The sequence below is a fragment of the Pseudomonas sp. S2_A10 genome (genome assembly GCF_054668465.1).
On record NZ_CP162773.1, the window covers coordinates 3,718,866 to 3,736,409 of the forward strand.

Annotated in this window: 18 protein-coding genes and 1 riboswitch; of the genes, 14 read left to right on the forward strand and 4 right to left on the reverse strand. The window is 62.9% G+C overall.

The features are described from left to right. Positions 1-7: 7 nt before the first annotated feature. Together purN and purM are read right to left on the reverse strand one after the other, a co-directional pair. The gene (purN, locus tag AB4N41_RS16775) at positions 8-658 is read right to left on the reverse strand and encodes a phosphoribosylglycinamide formyltransferase (protein ID WP_041479550.1); all 651 of its coding nucleotides are present in this window, start codon (positions 656-658) and stop codon (positions 8-10) included. Then, positions 658-1,716, reverse strand: coding sequence for a phosphoribosylformylglycinamidine cyclo-ligase (gene purM / locus AB4N41_RS16780; RefSeq protein ID WP_016773695.1), 1,059 nt, complete (start codon positions 1,714-1,716; stop codon positions 658-660). The genes purN and purM overlap by 1 nt, the downstream gene beginning before the upstream one ends. Before the next feature lie 373 nt (positions 1,717-2,089). Between purM and AB4N41_RS16785 the strand changes: the two genes are divergently transcribed. The 5 genes from AB4N41_RS16785 (at position 2,090) to AB4N41_RS16805 (ending at position 6,734) form a co-directional block, all read left to right on the forward strand. After that, positions 2,090-3,154: a DUF2066 domain-containing protein gene (locus AB4N41_RS16785; RefSeq protein WP_252877705.1), complete on the forward strand. Its 1,065-nt coding sequence runs from the start codon at positions 2,090-2,092 to the stop codon at positions 3,152-3,154. A gap of 34 nt (positions 3,155-3,188) precedes the next feature. Further along, positions 3,189-4,262, forward strand: coding sequence for an AI-2E family transporter (locus AB4N41_RS16790; RefSeq protein WP_095180755.1), 1,074 nt, complete (start codon positions 3,189-3,191; stop codon positions 4,260-4,262). A 206-nt stretch (positions 4,263-4,468) separates the two neighbouring features. Further along, positions 4,469-5,173 carry a DnaA regulatory inactivator Hda gene (gene hda, locus AB4N41_RS16795; protein ID WP_007919828.1) on the forward strand — a complete coding sequence of 235 codons (705 nt, stop codon included), beginning with the start codon at positions 4,469-4,471 and terminating at the stop codon, positions 5,171-5,173. A 191-nt stretch (positions 5,174-5,364) separates the two neighbouring features. Continuing rightward, positions 5,365-5,982 carry a C40 family peptidase gene (locus tag AB4N41_RS16800; protein ID WP_016773699.1) on the forward strand — a complete coding sequence of 206 codons (618 nt, stop codon included), beginning with the start codon at positions 5,365-5,367 and terminating at the stop codon, positions 5,980-5,982. 215 nt (positions 5,983-6,197) lie between these two features. Continuing rightward, the gene (locus AB4N41_RS16805; RefSeq protein ID WP_041479547.1) at positions 6,198-6,734 is read left to right on the forward strand and encodes a C40 family peptidase; all 537 of its coding nucleotides are present in this window, start codon (positions 6,198-6,200) and stop codon (positions 6,732-6,734) included. Between the two features lie 127 nt (positions 6,735-6,861). Here AB4N41_RS16805 and AB4N41_RS16810 read toward each other — a convergent pair whose 3' ends face one another. Both AB4N41_RS16810 and AB4N41_RS16815 read right to left on the reverse strand, forming a co-directional pair. After that, positions 6,862-8,175: a PQQ-dependent sugar dehydrogenase gene (locus AB4N41_RS16810; protein ID WP_252877706.1), complete on the reverse strand. Its 1,314-nt coding sequence runs from the start codon at positions 8,173-8,175 to the stop codon at positions 6,862-6,864. 66 nt (positions 8,176-8,241) lie between these two features. Next, the gene (locus AB4N41_RS16815; protein ID WP_252877707.1) at positions 8,242-8,826 is read right to left on the reverse strand and encodes a hypothetical protein; all 585 of its coding nucleotides are present in this window, start codon (positions 8,824-8,826) and stop codon (positions 8,242-8,244) included. A gap of 162 nt (positions 8,827-8,988) precedes the next feature. Continuing rightward, positions 8,989-9,218: riboswitch (cobalamin riboswitch) on the forward strand. Between the two features lie 83 nt (positions 9,219-9,301). Between AB4N41_RS16815 and cobO the strand changes: the two genes are divergently transcribed. From cobO to cobC, 9 genes are all read left to right on the forward strand, one after another. Further along, entirely contained in the window at positions 9,302-9,913 is a 612-nt protein-coding gene (gene cobO / locus AB4N41_RS16820; RefSeq protein ID WP_016773703.1) for a cob(I)yrinic acid a,c-diamide adenosyltransferase, read from the forward strand. Continuing rightward, positions 9,910-11,292, forward strand: coding sequence for a cobyrinate a,c-diamide synthase (locus AB4N41_RS16825; RefSeq protein WP_252877708.1), 1,383 nt, complete (start codon positions 9,910-9,912; stop codon positions 11,290-11,292). Before cobO ends, AB4N41_RS16825 begins: the two co-directional genes overlap by 4 nt. Continuing rightward, a complete protein-coding gene (gene bluB / locus AB4N41_RS16830; protein ID WP_024012169.1) occupies positions 11,289-11,939 on the forward strand; it encodes a 5,6-dimethylbenzimidazole synthase in 651 nt (216 codons plus the stop codon). The genes AB4N41_RS16825 and bluB overlap by 4 nt, the downstream gene beginning before the upstream one ends. Then, positions 11,936-12,844, forward strand: coding sequence for an adenosylcobinamide-phosphate synthase CbiB (gene cbiB, locus AB4N41_RS16835; RefSeq protein ID WP_236169122.1), 909 nt, complete (start codon positions 11,936-11,938; stop codon positions 12,842-12,844). The genes bluB and cbiB overlap by 4 nt, the downstream gene beginning before the upstream one ends. Further along, positions 12,837-13,829, forward strand: coding sequence for a threonine-phosphate decarboxylase CobD (gene cobD, locus AB4N41_RS16840; protein ID WP_041479542.1), 993 nt, complete (start codon positions 12,837-12,839; stop codon positions 13,827-13,829). Before cbiB ends, cobD begins: the two co-directional genes overlap by 8 nt. Next, positions 13,826-15,277, forward strand: coding sequence for a cobyric acid synthase (locus AB4N41_RS16845; RefSeq protein WP_252877709.1), 1,452 nt, complete (start codon positions 13,826-13,828; stop codon positions 15,275-15,277). Before cobD ends, AB4N41_RS16845 begins: the two co-directional genes overlap by 4 nt. A 120-nt stretch (positions 15,278-15,397) precedes the next feature. Then, positions 15,398-15,919, forward strand: coding sequence for a bifunctional adenosylcobinamide kinase/adenosylcobinamide-phosphate guanylyltransferase (gene cobU, locus AB4N41_RS16850; RefSeq protein ID WP_041479540.1), 522 nt, complete (start codon positions 15,398-15,400; stop codon positions 15,917-15,919). Beyond that, a complete protein-coding gene (gene cobT / locus AB4N41_RS16855; protein WP_252877710.1) occupies positions 15,916-16,971 on the forward strand; it encodes a nicotinate-nucleotide--dimethylbenzimidazole phosphoribosyltransferase in 1,056 nt (351 codons plus the stop codon). The genes cobU and cobT overlap by 4 nt, the downstream gene beginning before the upstream one ends. Next, the gene (cobC, locus tag AB4N41_RS16860) at positions 16,968-17,543 is read left to right on the forward strand and encodes an alpha-ribazole phosphatase family protein (RefSeq protein WP_150741323.1); all 576 of its coding nucleotides are present in this window, start codon (positions 16,968-16,970) and stop codon (positions 17,541-17,543) included. Before cobT ends, cobC begins: the two co-directional genes overlap by 4 nt. Position 17,544: the final 1 nt, after the last annotated feature.

Sequence of the window (17,544 nt, forward strand, 5' to 3'; positions counted from 1 at the left end):
ATATCTCCTAGTGTCGAATCAAGTGGCCGCTGGCGGCGAGTGGCTGACCGTCGAGTAAAGCACCCTGGTCACCGAGTGTCAGCCTGCCTTCGGCAAACCAGCGTACTGCCATCGGATAGATCAGGTGTTCCTGGGCGTGGACTCGTTGCGCCAGACTTTGCGGCGTGTCGTGCAACTCTACCGGTAATACTGCTTGTACGACCAGTGGTCCGCCATCGAGTTCCTCGGTGACGAAGTGCACGGAGCAGCCATGTTCCGTATCGCCGGCCTCCAGCGCGCGCTGATGAGTGTGTAACCCTTTGTATTTGGGCAGCAGCGACGGATGGATGTTGAGCAGGCGACCCTGGTAGTGACGCACGAAATCAGCGCTGAGAATGCGCATGAAGCCGGCCAGCACCACGAGTTCGGGGTTGAATTGGTCGATCAGTTCGATCAGCGCGGCATCGAAGGCCTCGCGGCCTTCGAATGCCTTGTGATCCAGCGAGCGGGTGGCGATACCCGCGTCGCGGGCGCGTTGCAGGCCGTAGGCGTCGGCGCGGTTGGAAATCACCGCAGCGATGCGGACCGGGCTGTCGCCGGTCCGCGTGCTGTCGATCAGAGCCTGCAAGTTACTGCCGGTGCCGGACAACAGCACCACGACATCACAGGACTTTGGCATCAGTGAGCCTTGAGGTTCTTCAGCTCGACCTGCGCAGCGCCTTCGGCGGCCACGGCGATCTGACCGATGACCCAAGGCTGCTCGCCGGCGTCACGCAGGGTGTTCAGGGCCACTTCGACGTGCTCCTGAGCCACGCAGATGACCATGCCGACGCCGCAGTTGAGCACGCGGTGCATTTCGGTTTCATCAACGTTGCCTTTCTCTTGCAGCCAGTCGAATACGGCCGGGCGAGTCCAGCTTGCCACGTCAACCACAGCTTGCGCGCCTTTTGGCAACACGCGCGGGATGTTGTCGAGCAGGCCGCCACCGGTGATGTGGGCCATGGCCTTCACAGCGCCAGTGTCCTTGATCAGCTTGAGCAGTGGCTTGACGTAGATGCGGGTCGGGGCCATCAGCAGGTCGGTCAGCGGTTTGCCGTCGAGCTGGGTGTTTTCGATGTCGGCGCCGGAGACTTCGATGATCTTGCGGATCAGCGAGTAGCCGTTGGAGTGCGGGCCGGACGATGGCAGGGCGATCAGGGCGTCACCGGTGGCGACTTTCGAGCCGTCGATGATTTCCGCTTTTTCCACGACGCCGACGCAGAAGCCGGCCAGGTCGTAGTCCTCGCCTTCGTACATGCCTGGCATTTCAGCGGTTTCGCCGCCGACCAGCGAGCAACCCGACAGTTCGCAGCCAGCGCCGATGCCGGTGACAACCTGGGCAGCGGTGTCGACATTCAGTTTGCCGGTGGCGTAGTAGTCGAGGAAGAACAGCGGCTCGGCGCCGCACACCACCAGATCGTTGACGCACATGGCGACCAGGTCGATGCCGATGCTGTCGTGCTTGTTCAGGTTCAGCGCCAGACGCAGCTTGGTGCCGACGCCGTCGGTGCCGGAGACCAGCACTGGCTGCTTGTAGCCGGCCGGGATTTCGCAGAGGGCGCCGAAACCGCCCAGGCCGCCCATGACTTCCGGGCGCGCAGTGCGCTTGGCGACGCTCTTGATGCGTTCGACCAATGCTTCACCGGCGTCGATGTCTACACCGGCGTCCTTGTAGCTCAGGGAGGGTTGCTTGCTCATGATCCAGGCCTTTAGGGGAGGGGATTCAGGGGGTAACGACCGAGTTCAGCGGGAACATCGAACTCGATGGGCGATCGCCTCACGCGAGTTTCGAGGGGCCCGGCTGTTGCCGGTCTGCGAAGGCGCGCGATTTTATCAGGCTTGAGGGGCAGCGGCCATCCTCGCACCGACGGGCAGGGCCATATCGGCGGAAATTTTTTGCAATCGCAGGGTATGACTGCCTGTATAAGGTGTGGCGATTAACCGTCTATCGTTAGGACTGTGCAAAAACTTACCGCCACCGTGTGAATGTTTTGCAAGAGGTGGGGGTCACAGCCTTGCTCAACCGGTTCACGCGGCGTGTTCCAGCCGCTCCTGTCGACGGGAATTTTCCATGCGTTTTTGTAAATTGTTATTTGTAGGCTGCCTGACGCTGGTCAGCCTGGCGAGCCATGCCGAAAACCTCAAAGGTCTGTATCAGGTGCGTCAGCCGGTCAACGGCCAGGCGCCGGAAGAGCGCGATCGCGCCACGCAGGCGGCGCTCGATACCCTGGTGCTGCGCCTGACCGGCGACCCGAAAGCCGCGCAGAACCCGGGGCTGGCGCCGATCCGCAAGGACCCGCAGCAGATCATCAGCCAGTTCGGTTTCGATGCCGGGCCACCGGAAGTGCTGAAAGTCGATTTCGATCCGGCAACCACCGAGCAGGCCTTGCGTCGGGCCGGGTTGCCGGTGTGGGGCGCCAGTCGACCGTCGATCCTCGGCTGGTGGCTGAACGATTCAACTGAAGGTGCGAGCCTGGTCGGTGACGGTCAGGCCGCAGCCTCAGCGTTGCGCACGGCCGCACAACATCGCGGTTTGCCACTGCGCTTGCCGCTGGCTGATCTCAGCGAGCAATTGGTTGCCACCGCACCCGCGCTGGAAAGCGCTGACCCCGCGCCCTTGCGCAGTGCTTCGGAGCGCTACAACGCCGACGCCTTGCTGGCGGTGCATGCCCGCGAAGAGGGCGGACAGTGGCAGGCAAAATGGCGCTTGTGGCTCGGTGATCAGAAAGAGGCCGGCAGCGTGCAGGGCGCCGATCAGGCTGCGATTGCCGATGCGGTGATGCTGGCGGTGGCCGAGCGTCTGGCGCCGCGATTCGTCGCCAAACCCGGCGCATCGGGTCAGCAGACGCTGGAAGTGCAGGGCATGAATCTGGAGCATTATGCGGCGCTGCTGCGGTTACTCGAACCGTTCGGCGTGCGTCTGCAAAGCGTGCAGGGCGATCGGATCGTCTATCGGGTCAATGGCAGCGCCGATCAGTTGCGCGCGCAATTGTCGCTGGCGAAGTTGCAGGAGCTGCCGGCCGAAGCGCCGGTTCCGGTGGCGCCTGCCCAGCCAGCGGCGGATGGTACGCCTGCGGTTGCAGCGCCAGCGCCAGCCCCGGCAGCGGCGGCACCGTCGTTGCGGTTTCGCTGGTAAGTCTTTCCTTATATAGAAGCATCAGGAGTGGTAAATGGCCGATACGCGGCGTTGGTTCTGGCTCGGTGGGGTAGTCCTGCTTTGCGCGTTTGTATGGTTGCTGCATCCGATCCTCACGCCGTTTCTGGTCGCGTTGTTGCTGGCTTATCTGTTCGATCCGCTGGTGGATCGTCTGGAGCGGCTCGGGCTGTCGCGAACCTGGGGCGTGATTGCCGTGTTTGCCTTGTTCACCTTGATCGTCACGGCGTTGATGCTGGTGCTGGTACCGATGCTCGCCAAGCAGTTGCTGCGTCTGTACGAGCTGGCGCCGCAGATGCTCGACTGGTTGCAGCACACCGCTGTGCCGTGGGCGCAAGCGAAGCTTGGTTTGTCGGACGGCTTCTGGAAGTTCGATAAAGTCAAAGCCGCGATCAGCGAGCACATGGGCCAGACCACCGACATCGTCGGTGTGGTGCTGAGTCAGGCGACGGCCTCGAGCCTGGCGCTGATCGGCTGGCTGGCAAACCTGGTGCTGATTCCGGTGGTGAGCTTCTATCTGCTGCGCGACTGGGACGTGATGATGGGCAAGATCCGCAGCCTGCTCCCACGTGATCGCGAAGAGCGCGTGGTTGCGCTGGCGGGCGAGTGCCACGAAGTGCTCGGCGCGTTCGTGCGCGGGCAGTTGCTGGTGATGGTTGCGTTGGGGGTGATTTATGCCGCCGGCCTGATGATCGTCGGTCTGGAACTGGGGCTGTTGATCGGCCTGATTGCCGGGCTCGCGGCGATTGTGCCGTACATGGGTTTTGTCATCGGCATCGGTGCGGCATTGATCGCCGGATTGTTCCAGTTCGGGGGCGATCTGTACCCGATGGTCGGGATCGTCGCAGTGTTCATGGTCGGTCAGGCACTGGAAGGCATGGTGCTGACGCCGCTGCTGGTCGGGGACCGCATCGGCTTGCACCCGGTGGCGGTGATCTTCGCGATCCTCGCGGGTGGCGAGCTGTTCGGTTTTACCGGCGTGCTGCTGGCGTTGCCAGTGGCGGCGGTGATCATGGTGCTGGTGCGTCATGTCCACGACTTGTATAAGGACTCCGGGATCTACAGCGGCGTTGACGAACCTGAGCTGTGATGGCGCGGGCGGCCCGGCGCTTGGCCGGGCTGCCGCGTTTCGTTCGAGCGAGGGCGCCAGAGAATCTGTCATCAAACCGCTGCGTCAACGCAAACCTTTGATTTTGCTTGGGGTCTGTCGCATTGTGCGCTCAGCCTCACGGGTATAAACTTCGCCAACTTTACACAGAGGCCACTAACGGTTCCTTTGAGAACTGTTCAGTCAGCATGAAACCGATTCAGCTGCCCCTAGGTGTGCGTCTGCGTGACGACGCCACCTTCATCAACTACTACCCAGGCGCCAATGCCGCTGCACTCGGCTATGTCGAGCGTCTCTGCGAAGCCGACGCCGGGTGGACGGAGAGCCTGATCTACCTGTGGGGCAAACACGGCGTCGGGCGCACGCATCTGTTGCAGGCCGCGTGCCTGCGCTTCGAGCAGATGGGCGAACCGGCGGTATATCTGCCGCTGGCCGAGTTGATGGACCGCGGCGTGGAAATCCTCGACAACCTTGAACAGTACGAACTGGTCTGCCTGGATGACTTGCAGGTGATTGCTGGCAAGGCGGACTGGGAGGAGGCGATGTTTCATCTGTTCAACCGTCTGCGTGACAGCGGCCGGCGCCTGCTGATCGCCGCGTCCACTTCGCCGCGCGAATTGCCAGTGAAGCTGGCCGACCTGAAATCGCGCCTGACCCTGGCGCTGATCTTCCAGATGCGCCCACTCTCCGATGAAGACAAATTGCGTGCGCTGCAATTGCGCGCATCCCGTCGCGGTCTGCACCTGACCGATGAAGTCGGGCACTTCATTCTCACTCGCGGCACGCGCAGCATGAGCGCGCTGTTCGATCTTCTCGAGCAGCTTGATCAGGCGTCCCTGCAAGCGCAACGCAAGCTGACCATTCCCTTCCTCAAGGAAACTCTTGGCTGGTAGTAGTGGGCTTTTGCCAGCTTTCAGGCGCCAAAAAACCCGCGTCCCTGCGCCGATTCACCGGCCAGACGAGTTACGCGCTTAGATGTAAACGCGAAACCGGGAAGTCACATAAAGTTCGATTGAATTTGCAAATGAGGACGATAGCGGGCATAGTCTCGGCTTCTTTACAACTATCAGCCACGGTCGTGCCCATGCTAAAGCGCTTCGCACCCCTCGTGCCTCTCGCACTCGTTACCCTGTTATTCGGTTGTGCTGCTCATTCTCCGGTTCAAGAGCCGCCGCAACAGGTCAAGAATTCTGCTACCGCCCAGTCTTCCGTTATTTACCAGGAAGAGCTGGACACCGAAAAAGAACTCAACCAGTTCAACGGCAGCAAGCCTTATCAGCTTCCTGTTCTGGCTGACAGCATCCTCGAACGCGGCATGTCCCTGATCGGTACCCGTTACCGTTTCGGCGGTACCTCTGAAGCCGGCTTCGATTGCAGCGGTTTCATCGGTTACCTGTTCCGCGAAGAGGCGGGCATGAACCTGCCGCGCTCGACTCGCGAAATGATCAACGTTGATGCGCCACTGGTTTCGCGCAGCAACCTTGAACCGGGGGATCTGCTGTTCTTCGCCACCAATGGTCGTCGCGGTCGTGTCAGTCACGCCGGGATCTACCTGGGTGACAATCAGTTCATCCACTCCAGCAGTCGTCGCAGCGGCGGTGTTCGCATCGACAGCCTGGGTGACAGCTACTGGAGCAAGACCTTCATCGAAGCCAAGCGTGCACTCGCCATGGCGCCGACCGTGGTCACCGCTCGCAAGTAACCTGCATGTCGCTGCGTTCGCGGCGACAAAACGGCACGGCAACGGAGTAGACCTAAACTTTACAAGGTGAAGTTAAAGTCTTACTTGAAGTTTGCCGCGTAGCCGCTAGAATCCTGAATCTATATTGATGGCAAACCGCCTGCGTGATGACGCAGGCGGTTTTGTTTCTGTCCATTCGGCAGAGAAAGCCGCAGCCAGATCAGGATGTTCTGCTTATGACGATGTCGGCCCGCCTCACCTTAATCCTTTGCGCCGCGCTGCTCAGCGCCTGCGCCAGCCGCACACCGCCGCCAGCCCCCGTGGTTCGCGCGCCGATCGTGTTCGCTCCCTCCCAGGCTTTTTCCCCCGTTGCTGAAGACGTGTTGTTCCGTGCCCTCGGCCTGGTCGGTACGCCGTATCGCTGGGGCGGCAACACCCCGGATTCCGGTTTCGATTGCAGTGGTCTGATCGGTTTCGTATACCGGGACGCGGCGGGAATTTCGCTGCCACGCTCGACCCGCGAAATGATCGTCATGCAGGCGCCGAATGTCGGCAAGGAAGGCCTGCAAACCGGCGACCTGATCTTCTTCGCCACCAATGGCGGCTCGCAGGTCAGTCATGCGGGGATTTACGTGGGGGAAGGGCGCTTCGTGCATGCCCCGGCCACGGGCGGCACGGTCAAGCTCGATAGCCTGTCGAAGGCCTATTGGCAGAAGGCGTATCTGAGCGCCAAGCGGGTGTTGCAGCCGGGGCAGCTGGCGCATAACCCCTAGTGCGTATGCATAACTAAATGTGGGAGCGAGCCTGCTCGCGAAGGCGGAGTGTCAGTTGACAATGATTTGACTGATAAACCGCTTTCGCGAGCAGGCTCGCTCCCACATTTTTTGCTTCGCGCTTAACTTACTTGCTGGCAGAAACGCGCCACACCTTGTTGCCCACATCATCTGCCACCAGCAAGCCACCTTGCTGATCGATCACCACGCCCACCGGGCGGCCCAGCGCGTTCTCGTCCTTGTCGAGGAAGCCGGTCAGCACATCCACCGGCTGCCCGGTCGGTTTGCCACCACTGAACGGTACGAAAATCACCTTGTAGCCACTGTGCGGTTTGCGGTTCCACGAGCCGTGTTGGCCAATGAATGCGCCTTCCTTGAATTGCGCCGGCAAGCGGTTGCCCTCTGCGAAGGTCAGGCCCAGCGAAGCGGTGTGCGGACCGACCGCGTAATCCGGAGCGATGGCCTTGGCCACCAGATCAGGATTCTGCGGTTTGACCCGCACATCGACGTGTTGCCCGTAGTAGCTGAACGGCCAGCCATAGAAGCCGCCGTCCTTGACCGAGGTGATGTAGTCCGGCACCAGATCGCTGCCGATTTCGTCACGCTCGTTGACCGCTGTCCACAAGGCGCCGCTGGTGGGTTCCCAGGCAAGGCCGTTAGGGTTGCGGATGCCCGAGGCGAAGATCCGGTGATTGCCGGTCGCACGATCCACTTCCCAGATCGCCGCGCGGCCTTCTTCCTGATCCAGACCGTTTTCGCCGACGTTACTGTTCGAGCCGACGGTGACGTAGAGCTTGTTGCCGTCCTTGCTGGCGATGACGTTTTTGGTCCAGTGGTGATTCAGCGTGCCGCCGGGCAAGTCGACGACTTTGATCGGTTGGGTCTTGATCTCGGTGGCGCCCGGCTCGTAGTTGAAACGCAGCAGGCGGTCGGTGTCGGCTACGTACAAATCGTTGCCAACCAGCGTCATGCCAAACGGCGAGTTGAGGTTCTGCAGGAACACCGTGCGGGTTTCCGCGACGCCATCGTGGTCGGCATCACGCAGCAGGGTGATGCGGTTCGGGCTGGGCACGCCGGCGCCGGCCTTGCCCATGACTTTCTTCATCACCCAGCCACGAATGCCTTTGCTGTCATCGGGCTTGGGCGGCGCATTGGTTTCCGCCACCAGCACATCGCCGTTGGGCAGCACGTAGAGCCAGCGCGGGTGATCGAGGCCTTCGGCAAACGCGGCGACCTGGGTGCCGGCCGCTGCGATCGGTTTCGCGCCGTCCGGCCAGCCCACCGCCGGGGCGATGTTGACTGTCGGTATCAGCGTCTTGTTCGGTTCGGGCAGTTTCGGTGACGGGCCGGTGCCGTCGGAGACTTGCAGGCTGGAGGTTTCACCGCAGGCGGCGAGCCCGCCAGCGACGGCGATGATAAGAGCGAGTTGGGCCTTGCGCATTGCTGATCTTCCCTATGAATGCATTCCTAAACATAGAGGAGGGCGCAGGCCCGATGGTTCAACTGCTCAACCGCGGGCTTCCTTGAACAGCACGGCGATGCCGGGATGATAGTTGCCCGCGTCGCTGTGCAATTTGCGATAGGCGTAGGGGAAATACCAGGCCACGGCGCAGGTGTGTTCCTTTTGCAGGTCGTCGACCATGTCCTGCAGTTCTTCAGGGCTGGCGCTGTGCTGGGCTTTTTGCGGAGCAACAAAGAGGCAGCCGAGCTTGAGATCGCTGGCGTAGCTGATGCGCTTGGCATCAGCGGTGACGTCGAGCAGTGCCTGGGTCAGGTTGAGGTTGTTGACCCGTGGCCAGCGTTGCGTGGCCTGAATGAACGCGCGGTCTTCGGCGCCGGCAATCAGCAGGTCGGCGCGAGCATTGCGTTCGCCTTCTTCGTTCTGTTTGCGCGTGGCCGTGTCGTTCAGCGTGACCATTTCAGCCATCCACGCCGCTGCCGCGAGCAGGCCGAGATTGGCTTTCTCGTCGTGCCAATATGGCGTGTCGTTGTCGCCGCGTACGGTGTTGTAGCGATCGATACAGTCAAACCAGCGTTCCAGCAGCGGGCGCAGGAATTCCAGGCGCGGGTTGCTGATGATCATGCCTTGCATCGTCGTCATCCTTATTGTTGTAGTGGGCTTTTCGGGAAAAGCATGGCTCTTTGATATCACTTGTCGCAGTCTGGCACAAGATTGCCGCTGCACAATGGATCAACGGCAGTTATTCGCGCGCAAAGCGCCTCTTCAATTGACGCTCCACCCCCAACCCTCTAACCTTCGCCGCTTGTTTCAGGTGCTCTGTGGCCCCGCGTCGACAGAGTGAAACAGGGAAGCCGGTGAGGGTGGTCTTCAAGCGAAGCCACGACGATCCCGGCGCTGCCCCCGCAACGGTAAATGAGTGAAAACTGCGCCTTGAGCCACTGCCTCGAAAGAAGCGGGAAGGCGCGCAGTCCGGCGAAACGCCGCTCATGAGCCCGGAGACCGGCCTGATCCATCTCAGCGGCATCACGGTGGGCGATGCCAGGCTTTTTGCCGTCTATTCTTGTGCCTGCCCGCCGTTATCCAGCCTCAACGGAGAGCTCCCCCCATGACTGATTCCCCCGAGCGTGACGAACGCCATCTGGCGCGCATGCAGCGCAAGAAAGCCGTGATCGACGAACGCATTGCCAACTCGCCCGACGAATGTGGCCTGGTGCTGGTGCTGACCGGCAACGGCAAAGGCAAGAGCAGCTCGGCGTTCGGCATGCTCGCCCGCGCGATGGGCCACGGCATGCAGTGCGGCGTGGTGCAGTTCATCAAGGGCCGCAACAGCACTGGCGAGGAATTGTTTTTCCGCCGCTTCCCCGAGCAAGTGCGTTTCCACGTCATGGGCGAAGGCTTCACCTGGGAAACCCAGGATCGTCAGCGCGATATCGCCGCGGCGACCGCCGCTTGGGAAGTCTCCCGCGAATTATTGCGCGACCCTTCGATCGGTCTGGTAGTGCTCGATGAGTTGAACATCGCCCTCAAGCACGGCTACCTCGATCTCGATCAGGTGCTCAGCGATTTGCAGGCGCGTCCGCCGATGCAGCACGTGGTGGTCACCGGTCGCGGCGCCAAGCCGGAAATGATCGAGATGGGCGACACGGTCACCGAAATGGGCATGCTCAAGCACGCCTTCCAGGCCGGGATCAAAGCGCAGAAAGGCGTCGAACTTTGAAGCAACCACGTCACTGCCCGGCGGTGTTGATCGCCGCGCCGGCCTCCGGTCAGGGCAAGACCACCGTCACCGCCGCACTTGCCCGTCTGCATCGCAACCAAGGGCGCAAGGTGCGCGTGTTCAAATGCGGCCCGGACTTTCTCGACCCGATGATCCTCGAGCGCGCCAGCGGTGCGCCGGTGTATCAACTGGACATGTGGATGGTCGGCGAGCAGGAAAGTCGCCGGCTGTTGTGGGAAGCCGCCGCCGAAGCCGACCTGATTCTGATCGAGGGCGTGATGGGCCTGTTCGACGGCACGCCGTCCAGCGCTGATCTGGCGCGCCACTTCGGTGTGCCGGTGCTCGGCGTGATCGACGGCACCGCCATGGCGCAGACCTTTGGCGCCTTGGCGCTGGGCCTGGCGAAGTATCAGCCGGACTTGCCGTTCGCTGGCGTGCTGGCCAACCGCGTCGGCACCTTGCGCCATGCGCAATTACTCGAAGGCAGCCTCACCGAAGGTCTGCGCTGGTACGGTGCGCTGTCCCGCGAAACCGGTATCGAATTGCCGAGCCGCCACCTCGGCCTGGTTCAGGCCAGCGAATTGAATGATCTGGATCTGCGCCTCGACGCGGCCGCCGATGCGCTGGCCAGCAGTTGCGAGGTCGCGCTGCCACCCGCCGTAGAATTCGCCGCGCCTGAGATCATCGCCGCCGAGCCTCTATTAAAAGGTGTGCGCATCGCCGTTGCCCGCGATGAAGCCTTTGCCTTCACCTATGGCGCCAGTCTCGATCTGCTGCGGGCGATGGGCGCCGAATTGCGCTTCTTCTCGCCGATCCGCGACACGCAATTGCCCGAGGCGGACAGCCTGTATCTACCGGGCGGCTATCCAGAGTTGCATCACGTCGCGCTGGCGCAAAACGCCTCGATGCTGGCGGCGATCCGCGCGCACCATACGGCGGGCAAGCCCTTGCTCGCCGAATGTGGCGGCATGCTTTACCTGCTTGATTCGCTGACTGACGTGGAAGGCACCCGTGCTGAGCTGGTCGGTTTGCTCAAGGGCGAGGCGGTGATGCAGAAGCGTCTGGCGGCGCTGGCGTTGCAGGCGGTTGAATTGCCGGAAGGGGAGTTGCGTGGGCATACCTATCATCATTCCCTGACCACCACAGCGCTGACGCCGATTGCCCGTGGGCTGAGTCCCAATGGCGGGCGCGGCGCTGAGGCGGTTTATCGCGAGGGGCGGATGACGGCGTCGTACGTGCACTTTTATTTCCCATCGAATCCGACTGCGATTGCGGCATTGTTTGCGCCAGATCGTGAGGCCGCCTTCGCGAGCAAGCTCGCTCCCACAATGGATGACCTGAACCCTGTGGGAGCGAGCCTGCTCGCGAAAGGGCCATGACCGACAACACATTCTCCGAAGCCGAACGCGCAGCGGTCTACAAGGCCATCGCCGAGCGCCGCGACATGCGCCACTTCACCGGCGGCAGCGTCGAGCCGCAACTGCTGCGTCGTCTGCTCGAAGCCGCTCATCAAGCGCCGAGCGTCGGTCTGATGCAGCCCTGGCGCTTCATCCGCATCAGCGATCGTGCTCTGCGCGGGCAGATCCGCGATCTGGTGGAAGAAGAGCGCATCCGCACTGCCGAAGCCCTTGGCGAGCGCAGCGATGAGTTCATGCAGCTCAAGGTCGAAGGCATCAACGATTGCGCCGAAGTGCTGGTCGCAGCGCTGATGGACGATCGCGAAAAACACATCTTCGGTCGGCGCACGTTGCCGGAAATGGACATGGCCTCGCTGTCCTGCGCGATCCAGAATCTGTGGCTGGCCTCCCGTGCCGAAGGCCTGGGCATGGGCTGGGTTTCGTTGTTCGAACCGCAAGCCTTGGCGGATTTGCTCAAATTGCCGGCCGGTGCGAAACCGCTGGCGGTGTTGTGTCTCGGCCCGGTCAAGGAATTCTATCCGGCGCCGATGCTGGTACTTGAAGGCTGGGCGCAGGCGCGGCCGCTCAACGAGTTGCTGTACGAAAATTATTGGGGAGTGAGTCAATGAGTGTGGCGTTGCTGAGTGTCGCCGCAGTAGCGCTGGATGCGCTGCTCGGTGAACCGAAACGCTGGCATCCGCTGGTGGCGTTCGGCAATTTTGCCGGGCGCATCGAGCAACGCTTCAACGCCGGAGGTCGTGGCTGGCGCAGCCATGGCGTGACCGCGTGGGTTATCGCGGTACTGCCGCTGACCTTGCTCGCCACGGCATTTTCCTGGGCGCCCTATGTCGGCTGGATTGTCGAGATCCTCGCGCTGTATTGCGCCCTCGGCATGCGCAGCCTCGGCGAACATGTCGCGCCGGTTGCGGCGGCGTTGCGCGCCGATGATCTGGACGAGGCGCGCAAGCGTGTCGGTTATCTGGTCAGCCGCCAGACCGATGAACTCGACAGCAACGCTGTGGCCCGTGCCGCCACCGAATCGGTATTGGAGAACGGAAGCGATGCAGTGTTCGCTGCGCTGTTCTGGTTTGCCGTCGCCGGCGCGCCGGGCGTGGTCCTGTATCGCTTGAGCAATACCCTCGATGCGATGTGGGGTTATCGCAACGAACGCTTTGAACGTTTCGGCTGGGCGGCGGCGAAAATCGACGACGTGTTGAACTACATTCCTGCGCGTCTGGTGGCGTTGACCTACGCGCTACTGGGCAAGACCCGCCTCGCGCTCAAATGCTGGCGCACCCAGGCGCCGCAGTGGGACAGCCCCAACGCCGGCCCGGTGATGGCGGCCGGTGCCGGTGCGCTGGGCGTCGAGTTGGGTGGCCCGGCGATCTATCACGGCCAACTGCATGAGCGCCCACAACTGGGCGAAGGTGCGCCGGCGGATGCCGATTCCATTGACCGTGGCTGGCAATTGGTCCAGCGCGGCGTATGGTTATGGCTGCTGATGCTTTGCCTGGGGGCGGAATTTTATGCTTGAGCACGGTGGCCGGTTGCGCAAGGCTGCACTCGATTACGGGATTGCCGAAGCCGACTGGCTCGACCTGTCGAGCGGCCTCGCGCCGTGGCCGTTCCCGATCCCGGAAATCCCGCTGCGCGCCTGGGCGCGCTTGCCGGAAACCGACGACGGTCTGGAACAGGCCGCCTGCGATTACTACGGCGCCGCGCAGGTGTTGCCGGTGGCCGGCTCGCAAATGGCCATCCAGTTGCTGCCGCGTCTGCGCCGGGCCGGCAAGGTCGGCGTGTTGTCGCCGTGCTATGCCGAGCATGCCGAAGCCTGGCGGCGCAGCGGTTACATCGTCCGTGAAGTGCTCGAGCAGGAAGTCGAGTTCTTTCTCGACAGCCTCGATGTATTGGTGGTGGTCAATCCGAACAATCCGACCGGCCTCAGCCTGACCCCGGCACGCCTGCTCGACTGGCATGCGCGGCTGGCGCAACGCGGTGGCTGGCTGGTGGTCGACGAGGCGTTTATGGACAACACGCCGCAGCTGAGCCTGGCGCCCTATGCGCATCAGGTCGGGCTGGTGGTGTTGCGTTCGTTCGGCAAGTTTTTCGGTCTGGCCGGGGTGCGCCTCGGTTTCGTTCTGGCCGAGCGCAAGTTGCTCAAACTGCTCGCCGAACAGGTCGGGCCGTGGGCGGTGAGCGGGCCGACGCGGGTACTCGGTACGGCGTGCCTGCAAGACACCGAGGGTCACACCCGTCAGCGGATTCGCAGCGATGAAGCGAGCGAACGGCTGGTGGCGCTGCTGACCCGTTGCGGTTTTGCACCGCAGGGTGGCTGCGCGCTGTTTCAGTGGCTGATCACCGAGCACGCCGAAGCGCTGCACGAATTCCTCGCCCGGCGCGGCATCCTCCTGCGCCTGTTCAGCCACAACAGCAGTGTGCGTTTCGGCCTGCCAGCGGATGCCGCGCAAGCGCTGCGTCTCGAACAGGCTTTGCAAGCATTCGCCAAGGACCACCCATGACCACTCTGATGGTGCAAGGCACCACGTCCGATGCCGGCAAAAGCACGTTGGTGACGGCGTTGTGCCGCTGGGCCACTCGCCAGGGCGTGGCGGTGGTGCCGTTCAAACCGCAGAACATGGCGCTCAACAGCGCAGTCACCGCTGACGGCGGCGAGATCGGCCGCGCGCAGGCAGTGCAGGCGCAAGCGGCCGGTCTTGAACCGCACACAGACATGAACCCGGTGCTGCTCAAACCCAACAGCGACACCGGCGCGCAAGTGATCATTCATGGCCGCGCGGTGACGACGATGAACGCCGTCGCCTATCACGATTACAAGGCCATCGCGATGCAAGCGGTGCTCGCCTCGCACGAGCGACTCAGCGCTGCGTACTCGTTGGTAATGGTCGAAGGCGCCGGTTCGCCGGCGGAGATCAATCTGCGCGCCGGCGACATTGCCAACATGGGCTTTGCCGAGGCAGTGGATTGCCCGGTTTTGCTGATCGCCGACATCAATCGCGGCGGCGTGTTTGCGCATTTGGTCGGCACGCTGGAATTGCTCTCGCCGAGCGAGCAGGCGCGGGTCAAAGGCTTCATCATCAACCGCTTTCGCGGCGATATCGCCTTGTTGCAACCGGGCCTCGACTGGCTGGAGCAGCGCACCGGCAAACCGGTGGTCGGCGTCTTGCCCTACGTGATGGACCTGCACCTTGAGGCCGAGGACGGCATCGACCAACGCCAGGCCGACAAGGCCGAGCAGGTATTGAAAGTGGTGGTGCCGGTGCTGCCGCGCATCAGCAATCACACCGATTTCGACCCGCTGCGTCTGCATCCGCAGGTGGATCTGCAATTTGTCGGCCCGGGGCAGGCGATTCCCGCCGCCGACCTGATCATCCTGCCGGGCTCGAAAAGCGTGCGCAGTGATCTGGCTTATCTACGCGCCAATGGTTGGGACGCGGCAATCAATCGGCATCTGCGCTACGGCGGCAAGGTGCTGGGGATTTGCGGCGGTCTGCAGATGCTCGGTGAGCAAGTACACGATCCGCTTGGGCTGGAAGGCGCTGCCGGCTCCAGCGCCGGTCTGGGGCTGCTGGCGTTCGAAACACAACTCGAAGCCGAGAAGCAACTGCGCAACGTGCGCGGGCGGCTGGCGTTGGAAAGCGCCGCAGTCAGCGGTTACGAAATACACGCTGGCGTAACCAGCGGGCCGGCGCTGGAGAATCCGGCGGTGCATTTGGACGACGGTCGTTGCGATGGTGCGCAAAGTGCCGATGGTCAGGTGTTTGGCACCTATCTGCATGGCTTGTTCGAATCCCCCGAGGCGAGCGCGGCGTTGCTGCGCTGGGCCGGGCTGAGTGATGTACAAGAGGTCGATTACCACGGCTTGCGCGAACGCGATATCGAACGGCTGGCGGATCTGGTGGAGAAGCATCTGGATACCGGGCTGTTGCGGCGGCTCTGCGGGATTTGAGTTGTCTGGACTGGCCTCTTCGCGAGCAGGCTCGCTCCCACAGGGAGACGCGATCAACGGTGGGAGCGAGCCTGCTCGCGAAGGGGCCGGTGGTCTCACCACACATTTTTGGATGAACCCATGCTCCAACTGATCCTCGGCGGCGCCCGCTCCGGCAAGAGTCGTCTGGCGGAAAAACTCGCCAGCGACAGCCATCTGGCGGTCACCTACATCGCCACCAGCCAACCGCTCGACGGCGAAATGAACCAGCGCGTCGCCCATCACCGCGCGCGCCGCCCAGTCGAATGGGCGTTGATCGAAGAGCCACTGGAACTGGCCCGCGTGCTGCGCGAATCCGCCGGCGCCGAGCGCTGCCTGCTGGTCGATTGCCTGACCCTGTGGCTGACCAATCTGCTGATGCTCGACGACGCCGAACGTCTCGCCGCCGAGCGTGAAGCCTTGCTCGACTGCCTGGCGTCGTTGCCGGGCGAAATCATTTTTGTCAGCAACGAAACCGGAATGGGTGTCGTGCCGCTGGGCGAATTGACTCGCCGCTATGTCGATGAAGCCGGTTGGCTGCATCAAGCTCTGGCCGAGCGTTGTCAGCGAGTTGTCCTGACCGTCGCCGGCCTGCCCCTGACTTTGAAAGGACCTGCGTTATGAGCCCGACCTGGTGGCTGAACCCGTGCAAAACCGTGAACTCGGACATCATCGCGCAAGCGACCGAGCGCCAGCAGCAACTGACCAAACCGGCCGGTTCGTTGGGGCGCCTTGAATCGGTGGCCGTGCAACTGGCCGGTCTGCAAGGTCAGCTCAAGCCAACGCTGGATCAAGTCTGGATCGCGATTTTCGCTGGCGACCATGGCGTGGTAGCCGAAGGCGTATCGGCTTATCCGCAGGAAGTCACCGGGCAGATGCTGCTCAACTTTGTCAGCGGCGGCGCGGCGATCAGCGTGCTGGCACGTCAGCTCGGCGCGCAACTGGAAGTGGTCGATCTGGGCACGGTGAATCCGACGCTGAATCTGCCCGGCGTGCGCCATCTGAACATTGGCGCGGGAACGGCGAACTTCGTCCAGGGCGCAGCAATGACTCAGGCGCAGGGCGAATCGGCCTTGCAGGCCGGTCGCGACAGCGTCTTGCGCTCGAAAGCCGCCGGCACCCAGTTGTTCATCGGCGGCGAGATGGGCATCGGCAATACCACGGCGGCCAGTGCGCTGGCCTGTGCCTTGCTCGATTGCCCGGTAGCGCACCTGACCGGCCCCGGTACCGGGCTGAATGCCGCTGGCGTCAGCCACAAGGCGCAAGTCATCGAACGCGCGCTGGCGCTGCATGCCGCACAGCGTGGCGATGCCTTGCAGACGTTGTTCAATCTTGGCGGTTTCGAGATTGCCGCGTTGGTCGGCGCCTATCTGGCCTGCGCGCAGGAAGGCATTGCGGTGCTGGTTGACGGCTTTATCTGCACGGTCGCCGCGCTGGTCGCGGTGCGCTTGAATCCGGCCAGTCGCGAGTGGCTGTTGTTCGGCCATCGCGGTGCCGAGCCGGGCCATCGTCATGTGCTGGAAACCTTGAGCGCCGAACCGTTGCTGGAACTCGACCTGCGCTTGGGCGAGGGCAGTGGCGCAGCGTTGGCGGTGCCGTTGTTGCGCCTGGCCTGTGACCTGCACGGGCAAATGGCGACGTTCGCCGAAGCGGCTGTCGCGGATCGCCCGGCATGAGTCTGCGTCTGGATCTGCTGCGTCACGGCGAAACGGAACTCGGCGGCGGCTTGCGCGGCAGTCTCGACGATGCGCTGACCGCAAACGGCTGGACGCAGATGCGTGCAGCGGTGGTCGACGGCGGGCCGTGGGATCGCATCGTCAGTTCACCATTGCAGCGCTGCGCGCGCTTCGCCGCCGAACTCGGTGAGCAATTGAACCTGTCCGTGCATCTGGACAAGGATCTGCAAGAGCTGCATTTCGGCGCGTGGGAAGGGCAGAGCGCGGCGGCGTTGATGGAAACGGATGCCGAAGCGCTGGGGCTGTTCTGGGCTGATCCCTATGGCTTCACGCCGCCGCAAGGCGAGCCAGTCAGCGCGTTTTCCGCGCGGGTGTTGGCGGCGGTCGCGCGGTTGCAGGCGGCTTACGCCGGCGAACGGATTCTGCTGGTCAGCCACGGCGGCGTGATGCGCTTGTTGCTCGCGCAGGCACGTGGTCTGCCGCGCGAGCAACTGCTCAATGTCGAAGTCGGCCACGGCGCGCTGTTTGCGCTGACGGTCGAGGCTGACGGCGCGCTCAAGGAAGGTCACTGAG

What these genes read in the sequence shown, in the direction of transcription:
- hda (WP_007919828.1), top strand. Translation starts at nt 4,469, where the DNA reads ATGAAACCGATTCAGCTGCCCCTAGGTGTGCGTCTGCGTGACGACGCC.
- cobU (WP_041479540.1), top strand. Translation starts at nt 15,398, where the DNA reads ATGCTCCAACTGATCCTCGGCGGCGCCCGCTCCGGCAAGAGTCGTCTG.
- cobD (WP_041479542.1), top strand. Translation starts at nt 12,837, where the DNA reads ATGCTTGAGCACGGTGGCCGGTTGCGCAAGGCTGCACTCGATTACGGG.
- cobC (WP_150741323.1), top strand. Translation starts at nt 16,968, where the DNA reads ATGAGTCTGCGTCTGGATCTGCTGCGTCACGGCGAAACGGAACTCGGC.
- purN (WP_041479550.1), bottom strand. Translation starts at nt 658, where the DNA reads ATGCCAAAGTCCTGTGATGTCGTGGTGCTGTTGTCCGGCACCGGCAGT.
- AB4N41_RS16785 (WP_252877705.1), top strand. Translation starts at nt 2,090, where the DNA reads ATGCGTTTTTGTAAATTGTTATTTGTAGGCTGCCTGACGCTGGTCAGC.
- AB4N41_RS16810 (WP_252877706.1), bottom strand. Translation starts at nt 8,175, where the DNA reads ATGCGCAAGGCCCAACTCGCTCTTATCATCGCCGTCGCTGGCGGGCTC.
- AB4N41_RS16805 (WP_041479547.1), top strand. Translation starts at nt 6,198, where the DNA reads ATGACGATGTCGGCCCGCCTCACCTTAATCCTTTGCGCCGCGCTGCTC.
- AB4N41_RS16815 (WP_252877707.1), bottom strand. Translation starts at nt 8,826, where the DNA reads ATGCAAGGCATGATCATCAGCAACCCGCGCCTGGAATTCCTGCGCCCG.
- purM (WP_016773695.1), bottom strand. Translation starts at nt 1,716, where the DNA reads ATGAGCAAGCAACCCTCCCTGAGCTACAAGGACGCCGGTGTAGACATC.
- bluB (WP_024012169.1), top strand. Translation starts at nt 11,289, where the DNA reads ATGACCGACAACACATTCTCCGAAGCCGAACGCGCAGCGGTCTACAAG.
- AB4N41_RS16790 (WP_095180755.1), top strand. Translation starts at nt 3,189, where the DNA reads ATGGCCGATACGCGGCGTTGGTTCTGGCTCGGTGGGGTAGTCCTGCTT.
- cobO (WP_016773703.1), top strand. Translation starts at nt 9,302, where the DNA reads ATGACTGATTCCCCCGAGCGTGACGAACGCCATCTGGCGCGCATGCAG.
- cbiB (WP_236169122.1), top strand. Translation starts at nt 11,936, where the DNA reads ATGAGTGTGGCGTTGCTGAGTGTCGCCGCAGTAGCGCTGGATGCGCTG.
- cobT (WP_252877710.1), top strand. Translation starts at nt 15,916, where the DNA reads ATGAGCCCGACCTGGTGGCTGAACCCGTGCAAAACCGTGAACTCGGAC.
- AB4N41_RS16800 (WP_016773699.1), top strand. Translation starts at nt 5,365, where the DNA reads ATGCTAAAGCGCTTCGCACCCCTCGTGCCTCTCGCACTCGTTACCCTG.
- AB4N41_RS16845 (WP_252877709.1), top strand. Translation starts at nt 13,826, where the DNA reads ATGACCACTCTGATGGTGCAAGGCACCACGTCCGATGCCGGCAAAAGC.